This window comes from Occultella kanbiaonis, from assembly GCF_009708215.1.
In the GTDB taxonomy this organism is placed as follows: domain Bacteria; phylum Actinomycetota; class Actinomycetes; order Actinomycetales; family Beutenbergiaceae; genus Occultella; species Occultella kanbiaonis.
On the sequence record NZ_CP046175.1, the window covers coordinates 514,274 to 531,492 of the forward strand.

The following is a 17,219-nucleotide window of genomic DNA, read 5'->3' on the forward strand; positions in this document are numbered from 1 at the left end:
TCAACCCCCCCAATCTCAACGAGGAGAATCCCCATGTCCCGAACAGCACTCAGCCGCCGCCACTTCATGGGCGGCGTCGGACTCACCGGCATGGCCGGCCTGTTGGCCGCGTGCGGCGGCGAGAGCCCACCGCCCGGACCCGGCGGCGGTGGTGGCGACGCCGGCTCGTTGCGCTGGTGGGATCACCTTGGCGGCCTGCAGGACCTGCACGACGAGTGGGCCGTGACCCAGGGCGAGTCGCTCGGGGTCACCATCGAGCACACCTACAACGAGCCGGGCAAGGCCACCGAGGCCCTGCAACTGGCCAACCAGAGCAACCAGCTCCCGGACGTCTACTCCCCGGTGATCGGGCTGCCGCTGCCGGCGCTTGTGGAAGCGGGGTGGGTCCAGGCGATCACCGTCTCCGACGACGTCATCGCCCGGCTGCCGGAGGGCACCTTCGTCGAAGGGCTGTCCATGCTCGACGGCGTGATCTACGGGCTCCCGGCGTTCACGGACAAGCAGTACGTCGCCTGCACCTGGTACAACGCGGAGATCGCCGACGAGGTCGGCTTCGACCCGCCGAAGAGCTATGACGACTTCCTCGCCGCGCTGCGCGCGATCGCGGAGCACGGCGAGTACGCACCGATGACCATCGCACTCGGCGCTGTCGGCCGGATGCGCGAGCAGATCGACGACCTCGCGCAGGCCGGCGGCTTCCCAGGATTCATGGGGCTGCGATTCGACACCGGCGAGTACGAGTACCACCACGACGCCTACGTCAACGCCATCGAGCTGTACAAGGAGATCTCGGAGAACGGCTGGCTGTTGCCGGGCACGAACGGGTTCCAGATCCCCGACGCGCGTGGGCGGTGGGCCGCCGGAGGGATCGGGTTCCACATCGACGGCCCCTACTCACCCGGCGCGGTGCGGTCGCTGAACGCGGACATGTTGCCCAACATGGCCGTCGCCGGGATGCTCACGCCGGACGGCGAGGACGTCGTCGCGACGAAGGGTGCCCGCGGCGGCGACTGGGTGATCGGCGGCACCAGCGAGCTCGCCGAGATCGCGAGCCGCTTCGTGGAGACGTTCACCCAGGACGACTACCAGACGGCGCTGGCCACCGGGATGGACCAGCCCCCGTTGAACCTGGACGTGGTCGCGGACGCAGACGTCATCGAGCCGTACGCGTGGCTGGTCGATGACTTCCGGGCGCGGGTGTTCCGGGCCCCTCAGCCGCAGGTTCGCAACGTCGACGTGACGCAGGTCCAGGCCCGGCAGGCACCGGTGGCGCCTGAACTCGGCAACGTGATCCAGGGCTACCTCGGTGGCGAACTCACCGACCTGCGCGCCGAACTGACCAAGCTGAGCGACGCCTACTCGGCCGCGCTGGACGAGGCCATCGCCGGTGCTACCGGCGAGGGCGCGAACGTGAGCCGGGCCGACTGGGAGTTCCCGGACTGGCAACGCGGCGTGGACTACACCTACTGACCTGCATGCACGCACAGTCCACCGACACCAACTGAGAGGACAGGGACCACACCATGGGCGTCTTTCCCACCGAACGCACCGCGGTCATCACCGGGGCCGGATCCGCCCGAGGCATCGGGCGGGCCACCGCGCACCGGCTCGCCGCCGAGGGCTGGAGCCTCGGGCTCGTCGATATCGACGGCCCCGCCGTCGAGTCGCTCGCGACCGAGTTGACGCAGACGCACGGGGTCGCGGCGGTGGGCCACCGGGTCGACGTGAGCGACCCGGACGACGTACGCACCGCCGTCGGGAAGCTCGAGGCGGAACTGCCGCCGCTGCTGGCGCTCGCGAACGTGGCCGGGGTCAGCTCCCCGACCCCGTACCTGGAGCTTCCGGACGAGGAGTGGACCCGCGTGATGCGGGTCAACCTCGACGGCGTCCACTACGTCAGCAAACGCGTCGCCGAGTCGATGGCAGCCCGGGGCGTCGGCCGCATCGTGTCGATCTCGTCGGTCTCCGCACAGCGGGGTGGGGGTACCTACTCCAAGACCCCGTACTCCGTGGCGAAGGCCGGCGTGATCGGGCTGACCAGGGCGCTCGCCCGCGAGCTCGGGCCGTACGGGATCACGGTGAACGCGATCTGCCCGGGCCCGATCGACACCGACATCATGGGCGGCACCCTCACCGAGGAGCGCAAGCGGGAGCTGGTCGCGGAACTCCTGGTCGACCGGGTCGGCACCACGGCGGACATCGCCGCCGCGATCAGCTTCCTGCTCGGCCCGGACGCGGGCTACATCACCGGCCAGACGTTGAACGTCGACGGCGGCCTCTACATGCACTGACGGCACCCGCCGTCCGTGCTCAGGGAAGGAACACAGTGCGCACCATCACCACCGTGGCGGTCATCGGGTCCGGGTACATGGGCGGCGGGATCGCCCAGACGCTCGCGGACGCGGGCCTGGCCGTGCGGATCGCGGACGCCACCGCCGACCGGGCCAGGGCCGCGCACGCGCGGATCCTGGCGGAGGCCGCCGAGCTCGAGGCGTCGGGCCTGATGCCCGCCGGCCATGCCGGGCGGGTCCGAGACAACCTCACCTGGAGCGAGTCGCTCCCGGCGGCGGTCGACGGCGCCGACTTCATCGAGGAGGCGGTGCCGGAGGACCCGGACACCAAGCGCCGGGTCCTCGCCGAGATCAGCGCCGCGGCAGCTCCCGCGGCGCTGATCGGGACGAACACCTCGACGATCCCGCTCGCCCGGCTCGCCGACGCGGTGAGCCACCCGGACCGGTTCCTGGTGGTCCACTTCAGCAACCCCGCGCACCTCGTGCCCGGCGTGGAGCTGGTGGCCGGGGCACAGACCGCGGACTCGACCGTGGCGGCCATCCGGACCATGCTCACCGGGATCGGCCGACCGAGTGCCGTGGTCGCGGACGCGCCCGGCTTCGTCCTGAACCGCGTGCAGTACGCGATGGTGAAGGAAGCCCTGCTGATCGTGCAGGAGGGGCACGCGAGCCCGGAGGACGTGGACACCATCCTGCGCTCAACGCTCGGGTTCCGGGCCGCGTTCTTCGGGCCGCTCGCGATGCTGGACATGGCCGGCCTCGACGTCTACGCCGACTCCTTCCGGCTGCTCGCCGACGCGCTCGGGGACAGGTTCACCCCGCCGGAGATCCTCACGGACGCGGCGGACGCGGGCCGGCACGGCATGAAGAACGGTGCCGGATTGTGGCGCGACTACACCGACCAGGACACCGGCGCCATCCAGGCCTGGCGGGCGCAGGCCTACTCGCGGATGAGCGCCCTGCTCGCCGACCTCCCCCCGGCTCCCACCCTGACCAGGAGAACGGCATGACGGCGCCGTTCACGGCCGACACCTGGCCGATCGGCGTCGGCCTGCCCCAGCTCGTCGGCACCCTGTCCGACGGCCGCGACGTCACCACGACCGGCCCGCAGGCCTGGCGGCCGACCTTCCACGAGGTCGCCGCGGCCGGCTTCACCGAGATCGACCTGTTCACCACCTTCATCCGGATCTCCGACCTGGACGACGACGGCCGCGGCGGCCTGCAGCGACTGCTCACCGAGTACGGCCTGCGGATCAGCGCGATCCCGCTCGCGCGCCGCAGCATCCTCGATCCGGACCCCGACCGCGCCGCCGCCAACCTGGAGTTCGCCCTCGATACGGTGCGGGCCGCCGGAGAACTCGGCGTCGGCACCGTCTGCGTCGGACTGCACCAGCCACTGACCACCGAGCAGCAGCGGGCGGAGTGGTTCTGGCTCGCCCCCGGCGAGGAGAACCCGGAGGACCCCGCGGTCTGGGCGGCCGCCGTCGACGGCTTCCGCCGGATCGGCGAGGAGGCGGCGCGGGCCCAGGTCCAGGTCTCCCTGGAGATGTACGAGGGCACCTACCTGGGGACGTCGGAGAGTTCGGTGCGACTCGTCACCGACATCGGGCTGCCCAACGTGGGCCTGTGCCCGGACATCGGCAACATCGTCCGACTGCACCGGCCCGTCGAGGACTGGCGGGTGATGCTCGAACGGATGCTGCCCTACGCCAACTACTGGCAGCTGAAGAACTACCTGCGCGACCACGACCCGGCCACCGGTGCCTACTTCTCGGCGCCGGCGCCGCTGGAGACCGGCTACATCGACTACCGGACCGCCGTCGGGATGGCCCTGGCGGCCGGCTTCTCCGGCCCGCTGTGCGTGGAGCACTACGGCGGCGACGGGCTGAGCGTGGCCGCCACCAACCGTGACTACCTGCGCCGCATCCTCGCGGCGAAGATCGCGAGCTGACATGACCCACCTCGTCAACGACCCGAAGACGTTCGCCGCGGACGTCCTCACCGGCTTCGCCCGGGCGCACGCCGACCGGGTCCGGGAGGTGTCCGGCGGCGTGGTCCGGGCCGCCCCCGCGCCGCCCGGGAAGGTCGCGGTGGTGCTCGGCGGCGGGTCCGGGCACTACCCCGCCTTCGCGGGGTGGGTGGGGGACGGGATGGCCGACGGCGTCGTGTGCGGCAACATCTTCGCCTCGCCCTCCGCGGACCAGGCCGTCACGGTGATCCGCGCCGCGGACCGCGGCGCCGGGGTGCTGCTCGGCTTCGGCAACTACGCCGGGGACCAGCTGCAGTTCGGTCAGGCGGCCCAGGAACTGCGAGCGGACGGCATCGACGTGCGGATCGTCACCGTGACCGACGACCTCGCCTCGGCCACCGAGCCGGAGCAGCGCCGGGGTATCGCCGGCGACCTGATCGTGTTCAAGATCGCCGGCGCCGCTGCGGCCGCCGGCGCGGACCTGGACGAGGTCGAACGCGTCGCGACCCGGGCCAACGCCCGCACCCGCACCATCGGGATCGCGCTCGCCGGATGCACCCTGCCGGGCCAGGACGAGCCGCTTTTCACCGTCCCGGCGGGCCGGATCGCCCTCGGCCTCGGCATCCACGGCGAGCCCGGCCTGAGCACCGAGGATCTCGGCAGCGCGAGGGAGGTCGCCGACGACCTGGTCGACCGGATCCTCGCCGAGGCGCCAGAGGACGCCGACCGGGTCGCCGTCCTGGTCAACGGTCTCGGCGCCACCACCCACGAGGAACTGTTCGCCGTGTACGGCCGGGTGGCCGATCGGCTCACCGCGGCCGGCCTCGTGATCGTCGCCCCCGAGGTCGGCGAACAGGTGACCAGCCTGGACATGGCGGGCCTGTCCCTGACCGTCACCTTCCTCGACCCCGAGCTCGAGCGCCACTGGACGGCGCCCGCGGACACGCCCGCGTTCCGTCGTGGTCGGCCCGACCCGATCCGGACGGTCGACGGGCCTGCCGTCGCAGACCCGCCCGTGGAGACGCTCACCCCGGCGCCCAGCGCGACGGCCGTGGCTCCCGGCACGGAGGACTCCCGACGGGCGACCGAGGAGGTGCTGCGCACCGCCGCGGCGATCGCCCTCGCGCTCACCGAACACGAGGCGGAGCTCGGCCGGCTGGACGCCGTGGCCGGCGATGGCGATCACGGGCAGGGCATGGTGCTGGGCATCGGCGGCGCGGTCCGTGCCGCCGAACGGGCGCACCTCGCCGGGGCCGGCCTCGGAGACGTCCTCGACGCCGCCGGCCGGGCCTGGTCGAACGCCGCCGGTGGCACGTCGGGGGCACTGTGGGGTGCGGCGCTACGGGCCGCCGGCGCCGAGGTCGGCAACGAGCGAGCCCCGGATGCCGCAGGCCTCGCCCGCGCCGTGGATCGCGCCGTCACCGCTGCCGCCGACCTGGGCGGCGCCCGGGAGGGCGACAAGACCGTCATCGACGCGGCGGTGCCGTTCGCCGCCCAGCTGCGCTCCGCCGTCGGGCAGGGCACGGCGGCGCCCGCCGCGTGGGCGAGCGCGGCGACCGCGGCCGAGGAGGCCGCACGCGGCACGGCCGCACTCACGGCCCGGCTCGGCCGGGCCCGCACCCATGGCGAACGCGCGCGCGGTCACGCGGATCCGGGTGCCATCTCGTTCGCGCTCGTGGTCGGCACGGTCGCGCAGTCATCGACGGTCTCAGCGGAGGAATCATGAACTGGCGGATCGCGGTCGGTGCGGACAGCGCCGGCTACCACTACAAGGAAGCCCTCAAGCGTGACCTGGAGGCCGACCCGCGGGTCCTGGAGGTGATCGACGTCGGCATCGTGGAGGGGGATGGCACGGACTACCCGCACGTCGCGCTCGACGCCGCTCAGCTGGTGGCCGACGGCCGCGCCGACCGGGCGCTGCTCGTCTGCGGGACCGGGCTCGGCGTCGCGATCTCGGCGAACAAGGTCCCCGGCGTCCGGGCCGTCACCGCGCACGACTCCTACTCGGTGGAACGGTCGGTGAAGTCGAACAACGCCCAGGTGCTCACCTTCGGGGAGCGGGTGATCGGGCTGGAGCTCGCCCGCCGGCTCGCCTCGGAGTGGCTCGGGTACACGTTCGACGGCGAATCCCCCTCCGCGGCGAAGGTCGCCGCCATCACGGCGTACGAGCGTCGTGACTGAGTTCTGGGTCGGCACCAGCTGGAAGATGACGAAGACGCTCGCGCAGGCGCGCGAGTTCGCCCGCGGGGTCGGGGCGCGTGCGGACTGGCCGGTGCGCCCGTTCGTCGTGCCGCCGGCCACCGCGCTGGCCGCCGTCGCCGCCGAGCTCGGGCCGGCGTCCCCGGTACGCGTCGGTGCGCAGGACGCGCACTGGGAGGACGCCGGAGCCTGGACCGGGGAGGTCTCGGTGCCGCAGGTCGCCGACGCCGGTGCGACGATGCTCGAGATCGGGCACTCCGAGCGGCGCGAGTACTTCGGTGAGACCGACGAGCGGGTCAACCTCAAGGTGCTGGCCGCCGTCCGGCACGGCCTACTCCCGCTGATCTGCGTCGGCGAGTCGGCCGACGTGCGCCGGACCGGTGGTGCCGCCGAGTTCGTCGCGGACCAGGTCCGCGCGGCCCTCGCCGCGGTCCCGGACGCGGCGCCGGTGCTGATCGCGTACGAGCCGATCTGGGCGATCGGGGCAGCCGGCCGACCGGCCCGGCCCGAGGCCGTGGCCGAGATGGCGGTGGTGATAGCCGCCGCGGCGGGTACCCGGGCGACCGTGCTCTACGGAGGTTCGGTGAACCTGGGCAACGCGGTGGAACTGGCCCGGGTGCCCGGGATCGGTGGACTGTTCATCGGGCGGGCCGCCTGGGAGGTGTCCGACTACCTGTCCATCGTGGACGCGGTGGGCGATCTCGTCGGCTGACGGCGACCGGGCGTCGATTCGGGCTGCGTCGGCACGGGCACTCGCCCTACCCTGGCTCCCAGGGACGCGCGAGGACGCCGTCCGTGCGGGAGGGGAGGCGCGAATGCGTTACGAGCCGGTCGTGGACCCGAGTCAGGACGGCGTGATGACGGCCGGGCGGATCGTCGCGATCGTGCTCTCGGTGCTGTTCGGCCTGCCCTTCCTGGCCGGCGTGTGGGTGGTGCTGCAGAGCACCGTGCTCGGACACCCCGAGTCCGACCAGCACGGCTACGGTCTGATCTTCGGCACCCTCCTCGCGGTCGTCGCCGGGCTCCTGACACTAGCCGCGCTGCCGTTCGCGCTCCGGGGCACCGCCCGCAAGATCGTCGGCGCGATCGGCATCGTGGCGGTCCTGGTCGCGCTCGGATTCGTCGGGTACGCCGCCTACTCGGTGCTCACCGGTTCCTGAGCCGTCCACAGGCCCAGTGCAGGCCTCCCGCCGGTCCGCCAGGATCGTGTGATGAAGCCACCCATGCGTGTACGACGGCAGGTCCTACAATCGTGAGTATGCCAAGTATTACGATCCGTACCGACGACCAGGTCGAGCGAGCGCTGGCCGAACTGACCAGCCGCGGCTCCAATCGTTCGGACGTGGTCCGGCGGGCGATCCTCGAGCTGGCGCGAACGGAGCACGCGGCGGCGCTGCGCGCGGAAGCCGAGGCCCTACGCGACGATCCGGACGACGCTGCCGCAGCAAAGGCTCTTGCGCATGAGATGGGCGGGATCAGTGCGTGGTGACGTCTACGAACTGAAGGCACCCCGGAACGCGCGAGGGCACGAGCAAGCCGGCCGACGGTTCGCCGTCGTGCTCCAGTCCGATGATCTCCCGCTGTCCACCTGGGTGGTCGCGCCAACGTCCACGGGGCGGCGTGCGGCGTCCTTCCGGCCGGAGATCAGCATCGCCGGCTCACCGACCCTGGTGCTCGTCGAACAGTTGACGGCGGTGGATCCAGAGCTCAGGCTCGGGGCCCGGGTCGGGAGACTGACCCGAGGCGAGATGACCCGTATCGACGGGGCTGTGGCCGACCTGCTGGGCCTGGGCTGATCTGCCCCGAGCTCACCCGATCCGGCCGGCCGACGTGTGGGCCGGCCGGCCGCCGGATCAGCTCTGCCCGTCCGCCCACGCCCGCAGCGACACCACGCGGGCGCTGTCGGTCCCGTTCGTCGCGGTCACCACGAGCCGCACGGCGCTCGCGGACACCGGCACCTCGAGCGGGTGCCGCCGGTGCCGGCGCCGGTTGTCGGTGACGTCGGCGACGACCTGCCATCCGCCGTCGACCTCGGCCTCGACGCGGTAGTCCCGGACCAGGGTCGGCAGCACGTCGAACGGCGTCCGGTGGTGGTGCAGGTTGATGAGGTCCTCGTCGAGGTCGTCGTCGAAGATGACCGCGACCTCGGCCAGGTCCGCACCCTCGTCCCAGGCCAGGGATAGGGTCGGTTCGGGGTCGTGCGCCAGGGGCTGGGAGATCCACATCTGCGGTCCGCCGAACGGACGCGCGTACCCACCGACGGCGCGCTCGGCCGCGTACGCGTCCGTGGGAGCCTCGAGCCGCACGCACAGCGAGCCGCGCTGCAGCACCTGCTTCCACTCCCGCCACTGCTCGGTGTAGCGCTCGTCCTCGCCCGGGTCGCGGTGGGTGAACGTCAGGACGCCCGGCAGCGGGGTGTCCGCGGTGTGCACGCGCACCTGGGCGTTCGCACGCAGCACCAGGAACGCGTTGCGCGCCGAGGCCGGGCGCCACTGCGCGGGCAGCCGGACCCACTGCTTCTCACCGGCGGGCACCGCCACGGTCACGGTGTCGACGAGGTCGCGCGGGACGTAGTTCTGGCCGAGCTCGGGGTCGTGCACCTCGAGCACCAGCTCGGTGTCGACGTCGGCATCGAGAAGGATCTCGATGCCGTCCAGCGCCGGGTTCACCGGGACCACGAGCGCCACCTTGGTGGCCAGGTCGAGAATGCCCGACGGCGTCTGCGCGGCCAGGGTGCGCAGCGTCGAGGACGCGCTCACTCGCGCGGTCAACGCGGCGTCGGCCGGGTCGTCGTGGACCACGCCGAGCACCGCCGCGTCGGCGCGCACGAGCGCTCGCCTGACCAGCTCGAAACGGGACGTCGCGAGCTCGCGGGGACTGACGCCGTCGGCCACCGCGACGGCCGCCGCCACGCCGGCGGCCTCGCCGATGACCGCGCAGGTGGCCATCACCCGGGTGGTGCCGAACGCCACGTGCGAGGCCGAGATGTTGCGCCCGGCCATCCACATGTTCGTGACGTTCTGCGAGTAGAGCGAGCGCAGCGGGACGTGATAGTTCCCGTCCGGGTGCCAGTGCCGCGACCCGTGCTCGGTGGCGTACATCCCGCCCGGGGGGTGCAGGTCGATGGACCAGCCGCCGAACGCGACCCGGTCGTCGAACTGCTCCTGGCCGAGCACCTCGTGCTGGGTGAGCGTGTGGTCGCCGACGAAGCGGCGGTACTCGCGCTTGCCGGGCACCGACCCGACCCACTCGAGGGTCAGGTTGTCCGCGTCGTACTTCCCGGAGTTCTTGATGTGGTCCCAGATGCCGTACACCGCGGCCTGCAGCTCGTCCCGGATCAGCTCGTTGTCCGCGACGACGTCCCGGTCGCCGCCCCACTCGATCCACCAGTAGTCGCACCCGTTCGCGTCCACCCGGATGCCGCGCAGCTCCGGGATGGAGGTCCGGGCGATGTCCTTCGCGAACGACGGCGGCACGAACTTCACGGGGTGCCCGACGTCCTTGGTGTAGAAGAGGATGGTCGAGCCGAGGGTCTGCGCGTCGCGCTCCTCGGGCGCCCAGGACTCGCCCAGGTCCGCCCGCGACTCCCGGCCGGTGCGGTACCGGGCGCCGGCGAGGAACCCGACCAGCCCGTCCCCGGTGGCGTCCACGAACGAGGTCGACGTGAACCGCAGGCGTCGCTCGGAACCCATCTGCCAGCCGGTGACCGACCGGATCGAGCGGGCGTCCTCGGGGCCGTCCGCCTCGACCTCGCGCACGTCCGTGTTCAGGAAGAGGGTGATGTTCGGCTCCGCGCGGACCGCCTCGCCGACCACGAGGTCCCAGTAGTAGGGGTTGCCGTCGGCGTTCGTGAACTGGTTCTCGACGAACAGCTCGCCCATGATCCCGGTCTCGCGGGCGTAGTGCTGCACGCCGTGCGCGGTCGCGCCGCACACCCACACCCGGACCTCGCTCGAGGAGTTGCCGCCCAGCACCGAGCGGTTCTGGATGAGGGTCACGCGCGCGCCCTGGCGCGCCGCACCGATCGCGGCGCACACGCCGGCGAGTCCGCCGCCGATGACGGTCAGGTCCGCGTGGACGTCCTCGGTCGCGATGACGGGCGACGGCGTTGGCTGGGTCACTGGGTCTCTCCGATGGTGATGGTGGTGGGGTTCTGGGGGATGCCGAGGGCGTCGGGGACCCGCTGGGCGACGAGCACCCAGAGCAGGGCGGCGGTGAGGGTGTCGCCGACGCGGCCGGCGAAGTGGTCGGTCCACGCGGTGCCCTCGCGGGTCCCGGTGTAGAGGGTGGCGTCGGCGTCCGTGGCGAGCTGCGCCGTCGGGTCTCCGGTGATGACCACGGAGTGGGCGCCGTTGGCGCGGGCCCGGGCGAGGAAGTCCACCGCGATCTCGTCACGCCCCGAGCGGGACAGTGCGAGGGCGACGTCGCCGGCGCCCATCAGTCCGGCGGCGACCCGGGCTGCCTGCGCGCCCTCGTGCCACCACACCGGGCGCCCGATCCGGAGCAGCCGCAGGTAGAGCTCGTGCAGCGCGACCGAGTCCCCCCACTCGCCGTACAGGTGGATCCGGGCGGCGTGGGCGATCCAGTCCGCCACCTGATCCGCGGTGCGCAGGTGCACCGCGCCCATCGCCTGCCTGGCCGCCCGGTGCTGGGCCGCGACGAGGACGCCGAGGACCTGCTCGGGTGGGTCGTTCGGACCGATCTCGGTGCCGATGTCCCGCTGCCATCCGCCCTGGACCTCGCGGCCGTGCTCGGTGGCGATCGCCGCGCGCAGTGCCGGGAAGCCGTCGAAGCCGAGCAGGTCCGCCAGCCGGGTCAGCGTCGCCGCGGACACCCCGGCAGCCTCGGCGAGCCGGGTGATCGACTCCCGGCCGGCCGCGGCCGGGTCCGCGACGATGTGCGCGGCGGCCCGCGCCGTGGCACCGGTCAGGGTCGGCAGGGAGTCGCGCAGGGCCTGCAGCGGGCTCGTGGAATCGGCATGGGTGCTCATGTGTAGAAGAATTGCGCACTCGCGCGCGCGTCGTGGTCACTTGTCAGCCGGGCCCAGTGCGCGCTGAACCCGGGCGGGAAGGTGTGCGTGACGAGCGCCCCGGGCGCCACCTCGAGGGTGGTCACCCGCCCGAACGTGCCGTCACCGCGGGCGTCGATCTCCAGGTGCACGGTCATCGGGGTCGCGCCGTGGTTCTGCACGTGCACGCACTTGTTGTCGAAGCCGGTCATCAGGTACGGGTCGGACGCCTCGCCCGCGACCACCTCCGTGTCCCACCAGGGTCCGCCCCACCCGGCCGGCTTGCCGAAGGACCAGAGGTCGTCGGTCTTGCCGAAGAACATGCCGGACTGGGGCTCCGCCGTCGTCGGGTTGAGCCCGTGGCTGGGCGAGGCGTTGTCCGCGCCGGCCACGAACATGCCACGCCAGCTGCAGAAGTCGCCGAGCACCCACAGGTGCGTGGAGATCGGCCGCACGCCCCAGATCCGGTTCCCGTAGGCCCAGGGGGAGAGCTCGTAGAACATGCCGTGGTGGTCCAGGAGCAGGCGCTCGTGCTCGACCTCCCGGATCCGCGGCCACTCGGTCTGCCACTTGTGGTCGAAGGTGTGCGAGGCCTTCGGCAGCCGGTACCGGCGCCAGGTGCCCTCGGCCTCGGTGAACACCTCGAGGATGGCCGAGGCGGCGTCCCAGCCGGACGCGAAGATCGTGCCGCCGAACTCGTGGCGCCCACCGATCGCCGTGAACGGCTTGCGTTCCAGGATCCGCCAGGATTCGCCGTCGAACTCCGCGAGGCGCCCGCGGGCGCGCTCGCCGCGCCATTCCGGCTCGGCGTACTCGTTGGAGCAGACCACGAGCCGGCCGAAGCTGGAGTAGCAGTCCTTGTAGTGGACCTTCCACTCGCCCTCGGTGTCGAGCTCGTCGTTCAGGTCCCAGGCGAGCTCGCAGGCCAGGGTGGTCAGGTCGAGCGAGAAGACCTCGCCCTCCATCGTCAGCACGTACACGTGCGTGTCCGGCTCGGTCAGGTGGCGGGTGGTACCGCACAGGCGGTGCCCGGTCAGCTCGGGGACGGTGCGGATCGTGTGGTCGGGGGAGATCACGTGCGGCCCGATGACCAGGTACCCGGTGGGGTAGTGCACGAACCGGTTCGTGTAGGTGCCGTCCACCCCGAGGGTCTCGGCCACCACCTCCATGCGCAGGTCCGCGTCGATCCGGCGCAGGCTCACCCCCGCGCCGCTCGCGGCCTTGTGCGAGTTGTAGTTCTGCACGTACAGCACGCCGTTGTACGGCATCAGGGCGCCGACGCCGAGCTCGCTGCGGGGCGGGCCGAAGTCGCCGACCTGGGCGAGGGAGGGGAAGACGCCGGAGACCTGGAGGGGGGCGTCGGTTGAGGAGGTCATTTGATCCCGGTGTGGGTGAGGGCCTGTACGAACCGCTTCTGCAGCAGCAGGAAGACGATCAGCACGGGGATGATGGAGACCACCGAGGCGGCCATGGACAGGTTCGGGGCGAGCGCGCCCTGCTCGTCGGCGAACCCGGTCAGGCTCAGCGGCAGGGTGTAGACCTCGGGGCTGGAGATGAGCACCAGCGGGGTCTCGTAGTCGTTCCAGGACCAGACGAACGCGAGGATGCCGAGCGCGCTGATCACCGGGGTGGCCATCGGCAGGTACAGCCGCCAGAAGATCTGCCACTCGTTGGCACCGTCGATCCGGGCCGCCTCCGCGAACGCCGCCGGCTGCGCCACGAAGAACTGGCGCATCAGGAACGTGCCGAGCACCGTGAACATGCCGGGCAGGATGAGCGCCAGGAGGGTGTCGTAGAGGCTCAACTGCTGGAAGTAGATGAACCGCGGCACCAGGAGCAGCTGGGCCGGGATGATCGACGTCGCCAGGTAGGCCAGGAAGATCTTGTCCCGTCCGCGGAAATGCAGCCGGGCGAAGGCGTACCCGGCCATGGTGGCGGTCAGGACCTCGCCGAGCACGCGGGCGACGGCGACGATCACCGAGTTCGCGAACGCCGGCAGGATCGAGTTCTCGCCGGTGAGGACCTCCACGTAGGAGTCCCACTGGGCCGGATCCGGGATCCACTGCATCGGGATCGTGAACGCGTCCAGGTTGGACTTCAGGGAGGTCGAGACCATCCAGGCGAACGGCGCCAGGAACGCCAGCGCGAGCAGCCACAGCGGGATCCCCCAGAGCCAGCGGTTGCGCCGCGCCCGCCGTTGCCGCGGGGTCAGGTTCGCGCGCGGGGCGGCTGCGGTGCGCGCCGGGACTCGGGTCAGGGTCGCGTCAGTCATTGAGGGCCTTTCCACGCTGGGCCCGCCACATCGCGAGCGTCAGGGCGAGCACGCCCACGAACGTGACCATGCCGATCGCCGCGGCGTACCCGAACCGGTAGAACTGGAAGCCGGTCTGGTACATGTAGAAGGAGAGCACCGTGGTCGCGTCACCCGGCCCGCCCGCGGTCAGCAGGGCCACCAGTCCGAATCCCTGTGAGGTGCCGATGAAGAGGGTGACCAGGAGGAACACCGTGGTGGGCAGCAACGAGGGCCAGGTGATGGTGCGGAACCGCCGCCAGGGGCCGGCACCGTCCATCTCGGCGGCCTCGTACAGGTCGGTCGGGGCGTCCTGCAGAGCGGACAGGTAGATGACCGCGGCGTAGCCCATACCGCTCCAGATGGCGATCACGATGAGCGCCGGGAGAGCCCAGTAGGAGGATGCGAACCAGCCGGGCAGGTCGGTGAGGCCGAACGCGCCGAGCACCTGGTTGACCAGGCCCGAGGAGGGGTTCATCAGCATCAGCCAGGTCATCCCGATGGCGACCGTGCTGACGATGTAGGGCATGAAGAAGACCGCGCGCAACGCTCCGCGGCCAGGGATGTCCCGGTCGAGGGCCAGCGCCAGGGCCATCCCGAGCAGCACCGTGAGCGGCACGCTGACCCCGGCGTAGACCACCGTGCGGCCCACGCTGCCCCAGAACAGCGGGTCGGCGAGCACGTTCGTGAAGTTGTCGACGCCGATGAACTCGATGCCGCCGAGGCCGGAGACCAGGTTCCAGTCGGTGAACGCCAGGATCACTACCGAGACCAGGGGCACGAACGTGAACAGCGCCACGCCCACCAGGTTCGGCAGGATGAAGAGCCAGCCGACCCGGTCCGGCGGGCCGAGCCGGCGCCGGTTGCCGGGAGCCGGCGGCGCGCTGGTGACTGCGGGCGCGGTGACGGTCGCCATCAGTTCCTCCGTCCGTAGCGCTCGATCGCGGCGGTGGCCTGGGCGTCGATCGAGGCGATCGCGTCCTCCGGCGAGCGCTCGCCGATCCAGCACACGTCGCGCTGCTGCTCGACGGCGAGGGTGATCTCGGGGAAGGCCGTCAGGTTGGTGTCCACGAACAGCTCGGGGTCGTCGTCGAAGAGCACCCGCCGGAAGGACTCGACGTCGAACCAGTCCTCGGCCTCGGGACCGAGGAGGCTGTCGAGCATCTGGTCGGTGTCGACGTTCTGCAGCGTGGGAATCTTGCCGCCGGGCGCCATGAACTGCGAACCCTCGGTGATCCAGAACCGGACGAACTGCCAGGCGAGGTCGTGCTTGGTCGACTTCGGATTGATCATCACGAAGTTGCCGAACACGCCGGTGTTCCAGCTCCCGGTGTCACTGGTGGGGATCGGCGCGGCCGCGGCCCGGAACTCGTGGGGGTAGTTCGTCGCGTCGTACAGGTACCGGAGGCTGAACGGCGCGGTGACCCAGAGTGCGAACTCCTCCGAGATGAAGGCGTTCTGCTGGTAGGCCTCGAGCTGGCGGGCGAGCACCTCCGTCCACGGGAACAGCACCCCGTCGGAGATGAGGTCGCGGCTGCGGGTGAAGTGCTCGAGGAACAGCGGCTCGGAGAAGTTCGAGTCGCCGTCGGGCGTGAACCAGAAGTTCGGTCCGAGGCCGATCCGGGGCACGTCGGGCATGCTGTAGCAGCCGTGGGCGCCGTCCGTGGTCAGGATCCGCGCGGTCTCGACGAACTCCTCCACGGTCCACTCGGTCGGCAGCTCGAGGCCCGCCGCCTCGAGGCGATCGAGGTTGGCCACCACCATGTTGGGCTCGCGGGTGGTGGCCAGGGCGCTGACCTGCCCGTCCTGCCAGTACGCCTTCGGTGCCTCGGTGTCCAGGAACGGCGCCAGCTCGGGGGCCGCCTCGATCCGGTCGGTGACGTCCAGCGCCAACCCGGAGCCGGCCCGCAGCGCCATCGACTCCATCGAATAGGTGAAGTAGACGTCGATGTCCACGCCGCCCTGCAGGGCGGTGTCCAGCTTGAGGTTGCCCCGGTCGTCGTTGATGAACCGCGTGTAGACCACGGTGTACTCGGGGTGGGCCGCCTCGAACGCCTCCACCAGGGCACCTGGTCCCGACTCGGGCGGCACGCCGCCCCACACGTTCAGCGTGGTCGCCGACGACGTCGACGTGCCCTGCCCGCACGCGGTCAGGGCCCCGAGCGCGCCGAGGCCGAGCGCGCCGCCCAGCACATGCCGGCGGCTGGGCCCGGTGGGCATCACCCGACGGTCCCGACGGTGGTCATGGCGTCGACCGCCGACGCGGTGGTGGTTGGCACTTCGAGCACGCGATCTCCTTCGACCGAATCCATGGCGTGTAAGAAGTTACCGTTGTGGTTGGCAATATGCAAGGCACCTGAAAATCTCTTGCATGCGCCTCACGGCCGAGCGGTGTGCTCCCGGTGGCTCAGGCCGGAGGCTCGTCGGCGTGCGCCCCCGTCGTGCTGGTCCGCGCGACGAGAGTCGGCTCGAAGACCTGATGGGTGTGCTCGTGGTCCGGCCCGGCCGCGATCTCCGCCAGGAGCAGGCTCGCCGCGGCCACGCCCATCTCGCGGATCGGCTGGCGCACCGAGGTCAGGGGTACGGCGGCGCCGGCGGCGAACGGGATGTCGTCGTAGCCGACCACGGCCAGGTCGCCCGGGACGCCGACGCCCCGGGCCGTCGCTGCCTGCAGGAGGCCGAGGGCGAGCAGGTCGTTGGCGCAGAACACGGCGCGGGGCGGACGCTGCGAGTCCAGCAGCCGCTGCCCGGCCTCGATCCCCTGCTCGATCGTGTCCTGGGCGCAGTCGAGGATGTGCTCGGGGCGCGGCTCGTGACCGGCGGCACGCAGCCCGTCGACGTAGCCGGACTTGCGCTGCTGATAGACGGCGGCCTCGCCGGGACCGCCGACATACCCGAAGCTGACGTGCCCGAGGGAATTCAGGTGCTCGGCCACCAGAGTGCCGCCGCGGACGTCGTGTCCGCCGACGGTGCAGGCGTCCAGCTCGTCCCCGGCGCTCGCGATCACGACCACCGCGAGGCCACTCGCGCGGGTGCGAGCGAGGTTCGCCCGGAGCGCCGGGCTGAAGCGGGTGGACGCCAGGATCACGCCGAGGGAGCGCAGCTCCGTGAACTGGCGCAGCGTGCCGTCCTCACGCTCGGCACTGTTGTGCGTGCTCGCGATGAAGACGGTGATTCCTTCGTCCTCGAGGACGCCCTCGACCCCGGCCGCCAGTTCTCCGTAGAACGGGCTCACCGCCTCGAGGACGGCCAGGCCGACCACGCGGCTGCGGCCGGACTTCAGTGCGCGCGCCGAGGCGTTGCGAACGTAGCCGGTCGCCTGGATCGCCTCCTCCACCTTCCGGCGGTTCTCCGCGGTCACCGTGGCGCGCGCGTTGAGAACGTTGGAGACGGTCATGGGCGAGACCCCGGCGATGCGGGCCACGTCACCGATCGTCGGCATGTCTTCCTCGTTCCGGTCCA

General features: G+C 71.6%; 17 protein-coding genes. 10 read left to right on the plus strand and 7 right to left on the minus strand.

The window, feature by feature from the left end; translation table 11 throughout:
- The first annotated feature begins 33 nt into the window (after positions 1–33).
- The 10 genes from GKS42_RS02225 (at position 34) to GKS42_RS02270 (ending at position 8,255) form a co-directional block, all read left to right on the plus strand.
- Positions 34–1,470 (plus strand): ABC transporter substrate-binding protein, encoded by a 1,437-nt coding sequence (locus tag GKS42_RS02225; RefSeq protein ID WP_154792360.1) that lies wholly within the window; start codon positions 34–36, stop codon positions 1,468–1,470.
- Between the two features lie 53 nt (positions 1,471–1,523).
- Positions 1,524–2,291, plus strand: coding sequence for an SDR family NAD(P)-dependent oxidoreductase (locus GKS42_RS02230; RefSeq protein ID WP_154792361.1), 768 nt, complete (start codon positions 1,524–1,526; stop codon positions 2,289–2,291).
- A 35-nt stretch (positions 2,292–2,326) separates the two neighbouring features.
- Complete coding sequence (locus tag GKS42_RS02235) at positions 2,327–3,301, plus strand: 3-hydroxyacyl-CoA dehydrogenase family protein (protein WP_154792362.1); 975 nt, start codon at positions 2,327–2,329, stop codon at positions 3,299–3,301.
- The gene (locus tag GKS42_RS02240) at positions 3,298–4,242 is read left to right on the plus strand and encodes a sugar phosphate isomerase/epimerase family protein (RefSeq protein ID WP_154792363.1); all 945 of its coding nucleotides are present in this window, start codon (positions 3,298–3,300) and stop codon (positions 4,240–4,242) included. Before GKS42_RS02235 ends, GKS42_RS02240 begins: the two co-directional genes overlap by 4 nt.
- Before the next feature lies 1 nt (position 4,243).
- Positions 4,244–5,986, plus strand: coding sequence for a dihydroxyacetone kinase family protein (locus GKS42_RS02245; RefSeq protein ID WP_154792364.1), 1,743 nt, complete (start codon positions 4,244–4,246; stop codon positions 5,984–5,986).
- Positions 5,983–6,441, plus strand: a complete 459-nt coding sequence (locus GKS42_RS02250; protein ID WP_154792365.1) for a ribose-5-phosphate isomerase — start codon at positions 5,983–5,985, stop codon at positions 6,439–6,441. Before GKS42_RS02245 ends, GKS42_RS02250 begins: the two co-directional genes overlap by 4 nt.
- Complete coding sequence (locus GKS42_RS02255) at positions 6,434–7,171, plus strand: triose-phosphate isomerase (protein WP_154792366.1); 738 nt, start codon at positions 6,434–6,436, stop codon at positions 7,169–7,171. The genes GKS42_RS02250 and GKS42_RS02255 overlap by 8 nt, the downstream gene beginning before the upstream one ends.
- A 103-nt stretch (positions 7,172–7,274) precedes the next feature.
- Positions 7,275–7,619, plus strand: a complete 345-nt coding sequence (locus tag GKS42_RS02260) for a hypothetical protein (protein WP_154792367.1) — start codon at positions 7,275–7,277, stop codon at positions 7,617–7,619.
- Between the two features lie 98 nt (positions 7,620–7,717).
- Positions 7,718–7,948 (plus strand): hypothetical protein, encoded by a 231-nt coding sequence (locus GKS42_RS02265; protein WP_154792368.1) that lies wholly within the window; start codon positions 7,718–7,720, stop codon positions 7,946–7,948.
- Positions 7,920–8,255, plus strand: a complete 336-nt coding sequence (locus tag GKS42_RS02270) for a type II toxin-antitoxin system PemK/MazF family toxin (protein WP_232847884.1) — start codon at positions 7,920–7,922, stop codon at positions 8,253–8,255. Before GKS42_RS02265 ends, GKS42_RS02270 begins: the two co-directional genes overlap by 29 nt.
- A gap of 57 nt (positions 8,256–8,312) precedes the next feature.
- On the opposite strand, the gene GKS42_RS02275 is transcribed toward GKS42_RS02270, so the two are convergent.
- From GKS42_RS02275 to GKS42_RS02305, 7 genes are all read right to left on the minus strand, one after another.
- Positions 8,313–10,580 carry an FAD-dependent oxidoreductase gene (locus tag GKS42_RS02275; protein ID WP_232847885.1) on the minus strand — a complete coding sequence of 756 codons (2,268 nt, stop codon included), beginning with the start codon at positions 10,578–10,580 and terminating at the stop codon, positions 8,313–8,315.
- Positions 10,577–11,449 carry a MurR/RpiR family transcriptional regulator gene (locus GKS42_RS02280; RefSeq protein ID WP_154792369.1) on the minus strand — a complete coding sequence of 291 codons (873 nt, stop codon included), beginning with the start codon at positions 11,447–11,449 and terminating at the stop codon, positions 10,577–10,579. The genes GKS42_RS02275 and GKS42_RS02280 overlap by 4 nt, the downstream gene beginning before the upstream one ends.
- Positions 11,446–12,843 carry a hypothetical protein gene (locus tag GKS42_RS02285; protein WP_154792370.1) on the minus strand — a complete coding sequence of 466 codons (1,398 nt, stop codon included), beginning with the start codon at positions 12,841–12,843 and terminating at the stop codon, positions 11,446–11,448. The genes GKS42_RS02280 and GKS42_RS02285 overlap by 4 nt, the downstream gene beginning before the upstream one ends.
- A complete protein-coding gene (locus GKS42_RS02290) occupies positions 12,840–13,739 on the minus strand; it encodes a carbohydrate ABC transporter permease (protein WP_154792371.1) in 900 nt (299 codons plus the stop codon). Before GKS42_RS02290 ends, GKS42_RS02285 begins: the two co-directional genes overlap by 4 nt.
- On the minus strand, positions 13,732–14,673 hold the full coding sequence (locus GKS42_RS02295) for a carbohydrate ABC transporter permease (RefSeq protein WP_154792372.1): 942 nt from the start codon (positions 14,671–14,673) through the stop codon (positions 13,732–13,734). Before GKS42_RS02295 ends, GKS42_RS02290 begins: the two co-directional genes overlap by 8 nt.
- Positions 14,673–15,977 (minus strand): ABC transporter substrate-binding protein, encoded by a 1,305-nt coding sequence (locus tag GKS42_RS02300; RefSeq protein WP_154792373.1) that lies wholly within the window; start codon positions 15,975–15,977, stop codon positions 14,673–14,675. Before GKS42_RS02300 ends, GKS42_RS02295 begins: the two co-directional genes overlap by 1 nt.
- A gap of 187 nt (positions 15,978–16,164) precedes the next feature.
- The gene (locus GKS42_RS02305) at positions 16,165–17,199 is read right to left on the minus strand and encodes a LacI family DNA-binding transcriptional regulator (RefSeq protein WP_154792374.1); all 1,035 of its coding nucleotides are present in this window, start codon (positions 17,197–17,199) and stop codon (positions 16,165–16,167) included.
- Between the last annotated feature and the right edge of the window lie 20 nt (positions 17,200–17,219).

Excerpts from the sequence above, each read along its gene's own strand:
- GKS42_RS02225 (WP_154792360.1), top strand. The coding sequence starts at position 34 with ATGTCCCGAACAGCACTCAGCCGCCGCCACTTCATGGGCGGCGTCGGA.
- GKS42_RS02230 (WP_154792361.1), top strand. The coding sequence starts at position 1,524 with ATGGGCGTCTTTCCCACCGAACGCACCGCGGTCATCACCGGGGCCGGA.
- GKS42_RS02240 (WP_154792363.1), top strand. The coding sequence starts at position 3,298 with ATGACGGCGCCGTTCACGGCCGACACCTGGCCGATCGGCGTCGGCCTG.
- GKS42_RS02245 (WP_154792364.1), top strand. The coding sequence starts at position 4,244 with ATGACCCACCTCGTCAACGACCCGAAGACGTTCGCCGCGGACGTCCTC.
- GKS42_RS02250 (WP_154792365.1), top strand. The coding sequence starts at position 5,983 with ATGAACTGGCGGATCGCGGTCGGTGCGGACAGCGCCGGCTACCACTAC.
- GKS42_RS02260 (WP_154792367.1), top strand. The coding sequence starts at position 7,275 with ATGCGTTACGAGCCGGTCGTGGACCCGAGTCAGGACGGCGTGATGACG.
- GKS42_RS02265 (WP_154792368.1), top strand. The coding sequence starts at position 7,718 with ATGCCAAGTATTACGATCCGTACCGACGACCAGGTCGAGCGAGCGCTG.
- GKS42_RS02270 (WP_232847884.1), top strand. The coding sequence starts at position 7,920 with ATGAGATGGGCGGGATCAGTGCGTGGTGACGTCTACGAACTGAAGGCA.
- GKS42_RS02280 (WP_154792369.1), bottom strand. The coding sequence starts at position 11,449 with ATGAGCACCCATGCCGATTCCACGAGCCCGCTGCAGGCCCTGCGCGAC.
- GKS42_RS02285 (WP_154792370.1), bottom strand. The coding sequence starts at position 12,843 with ATGACCTCCTCAACCGACGCCCCCCTCCAGGTCTCCGGCGTCTTCCCC.
- GKS42_RS02290 (WP_154792371.1), bottom strand. The coding sequence starts at position 13,739 with ATGACTGACGCGACCCTGACCCGAGTCCCGGCGCGCACCGCAGCCGCC.
- GKS42_RS02295 (WP_154792372.1), bottom strand. The coding sequence starts at position 14,673 with ATGGCGACCGTCACCGCGCCCGCAGTCACCAGCGCGCCGCCGGCTCCC.
- GKS42_RS02300 (WP_154792373.1), bottom strand. The coding sequence starts at position 15,977 with ATGCCCACCGGGCCCAGCCGCCGGCATGTGCTGGGCGGCGCGCTCGGC.
- GKS42_RS02305 (WP_154792374.1), bottom strand. The coding sequence starts at position 17,199 with ATGCCGACGATCGGTGACGTGGCCCGCATCGCCGGGGTCTCGCCCATG.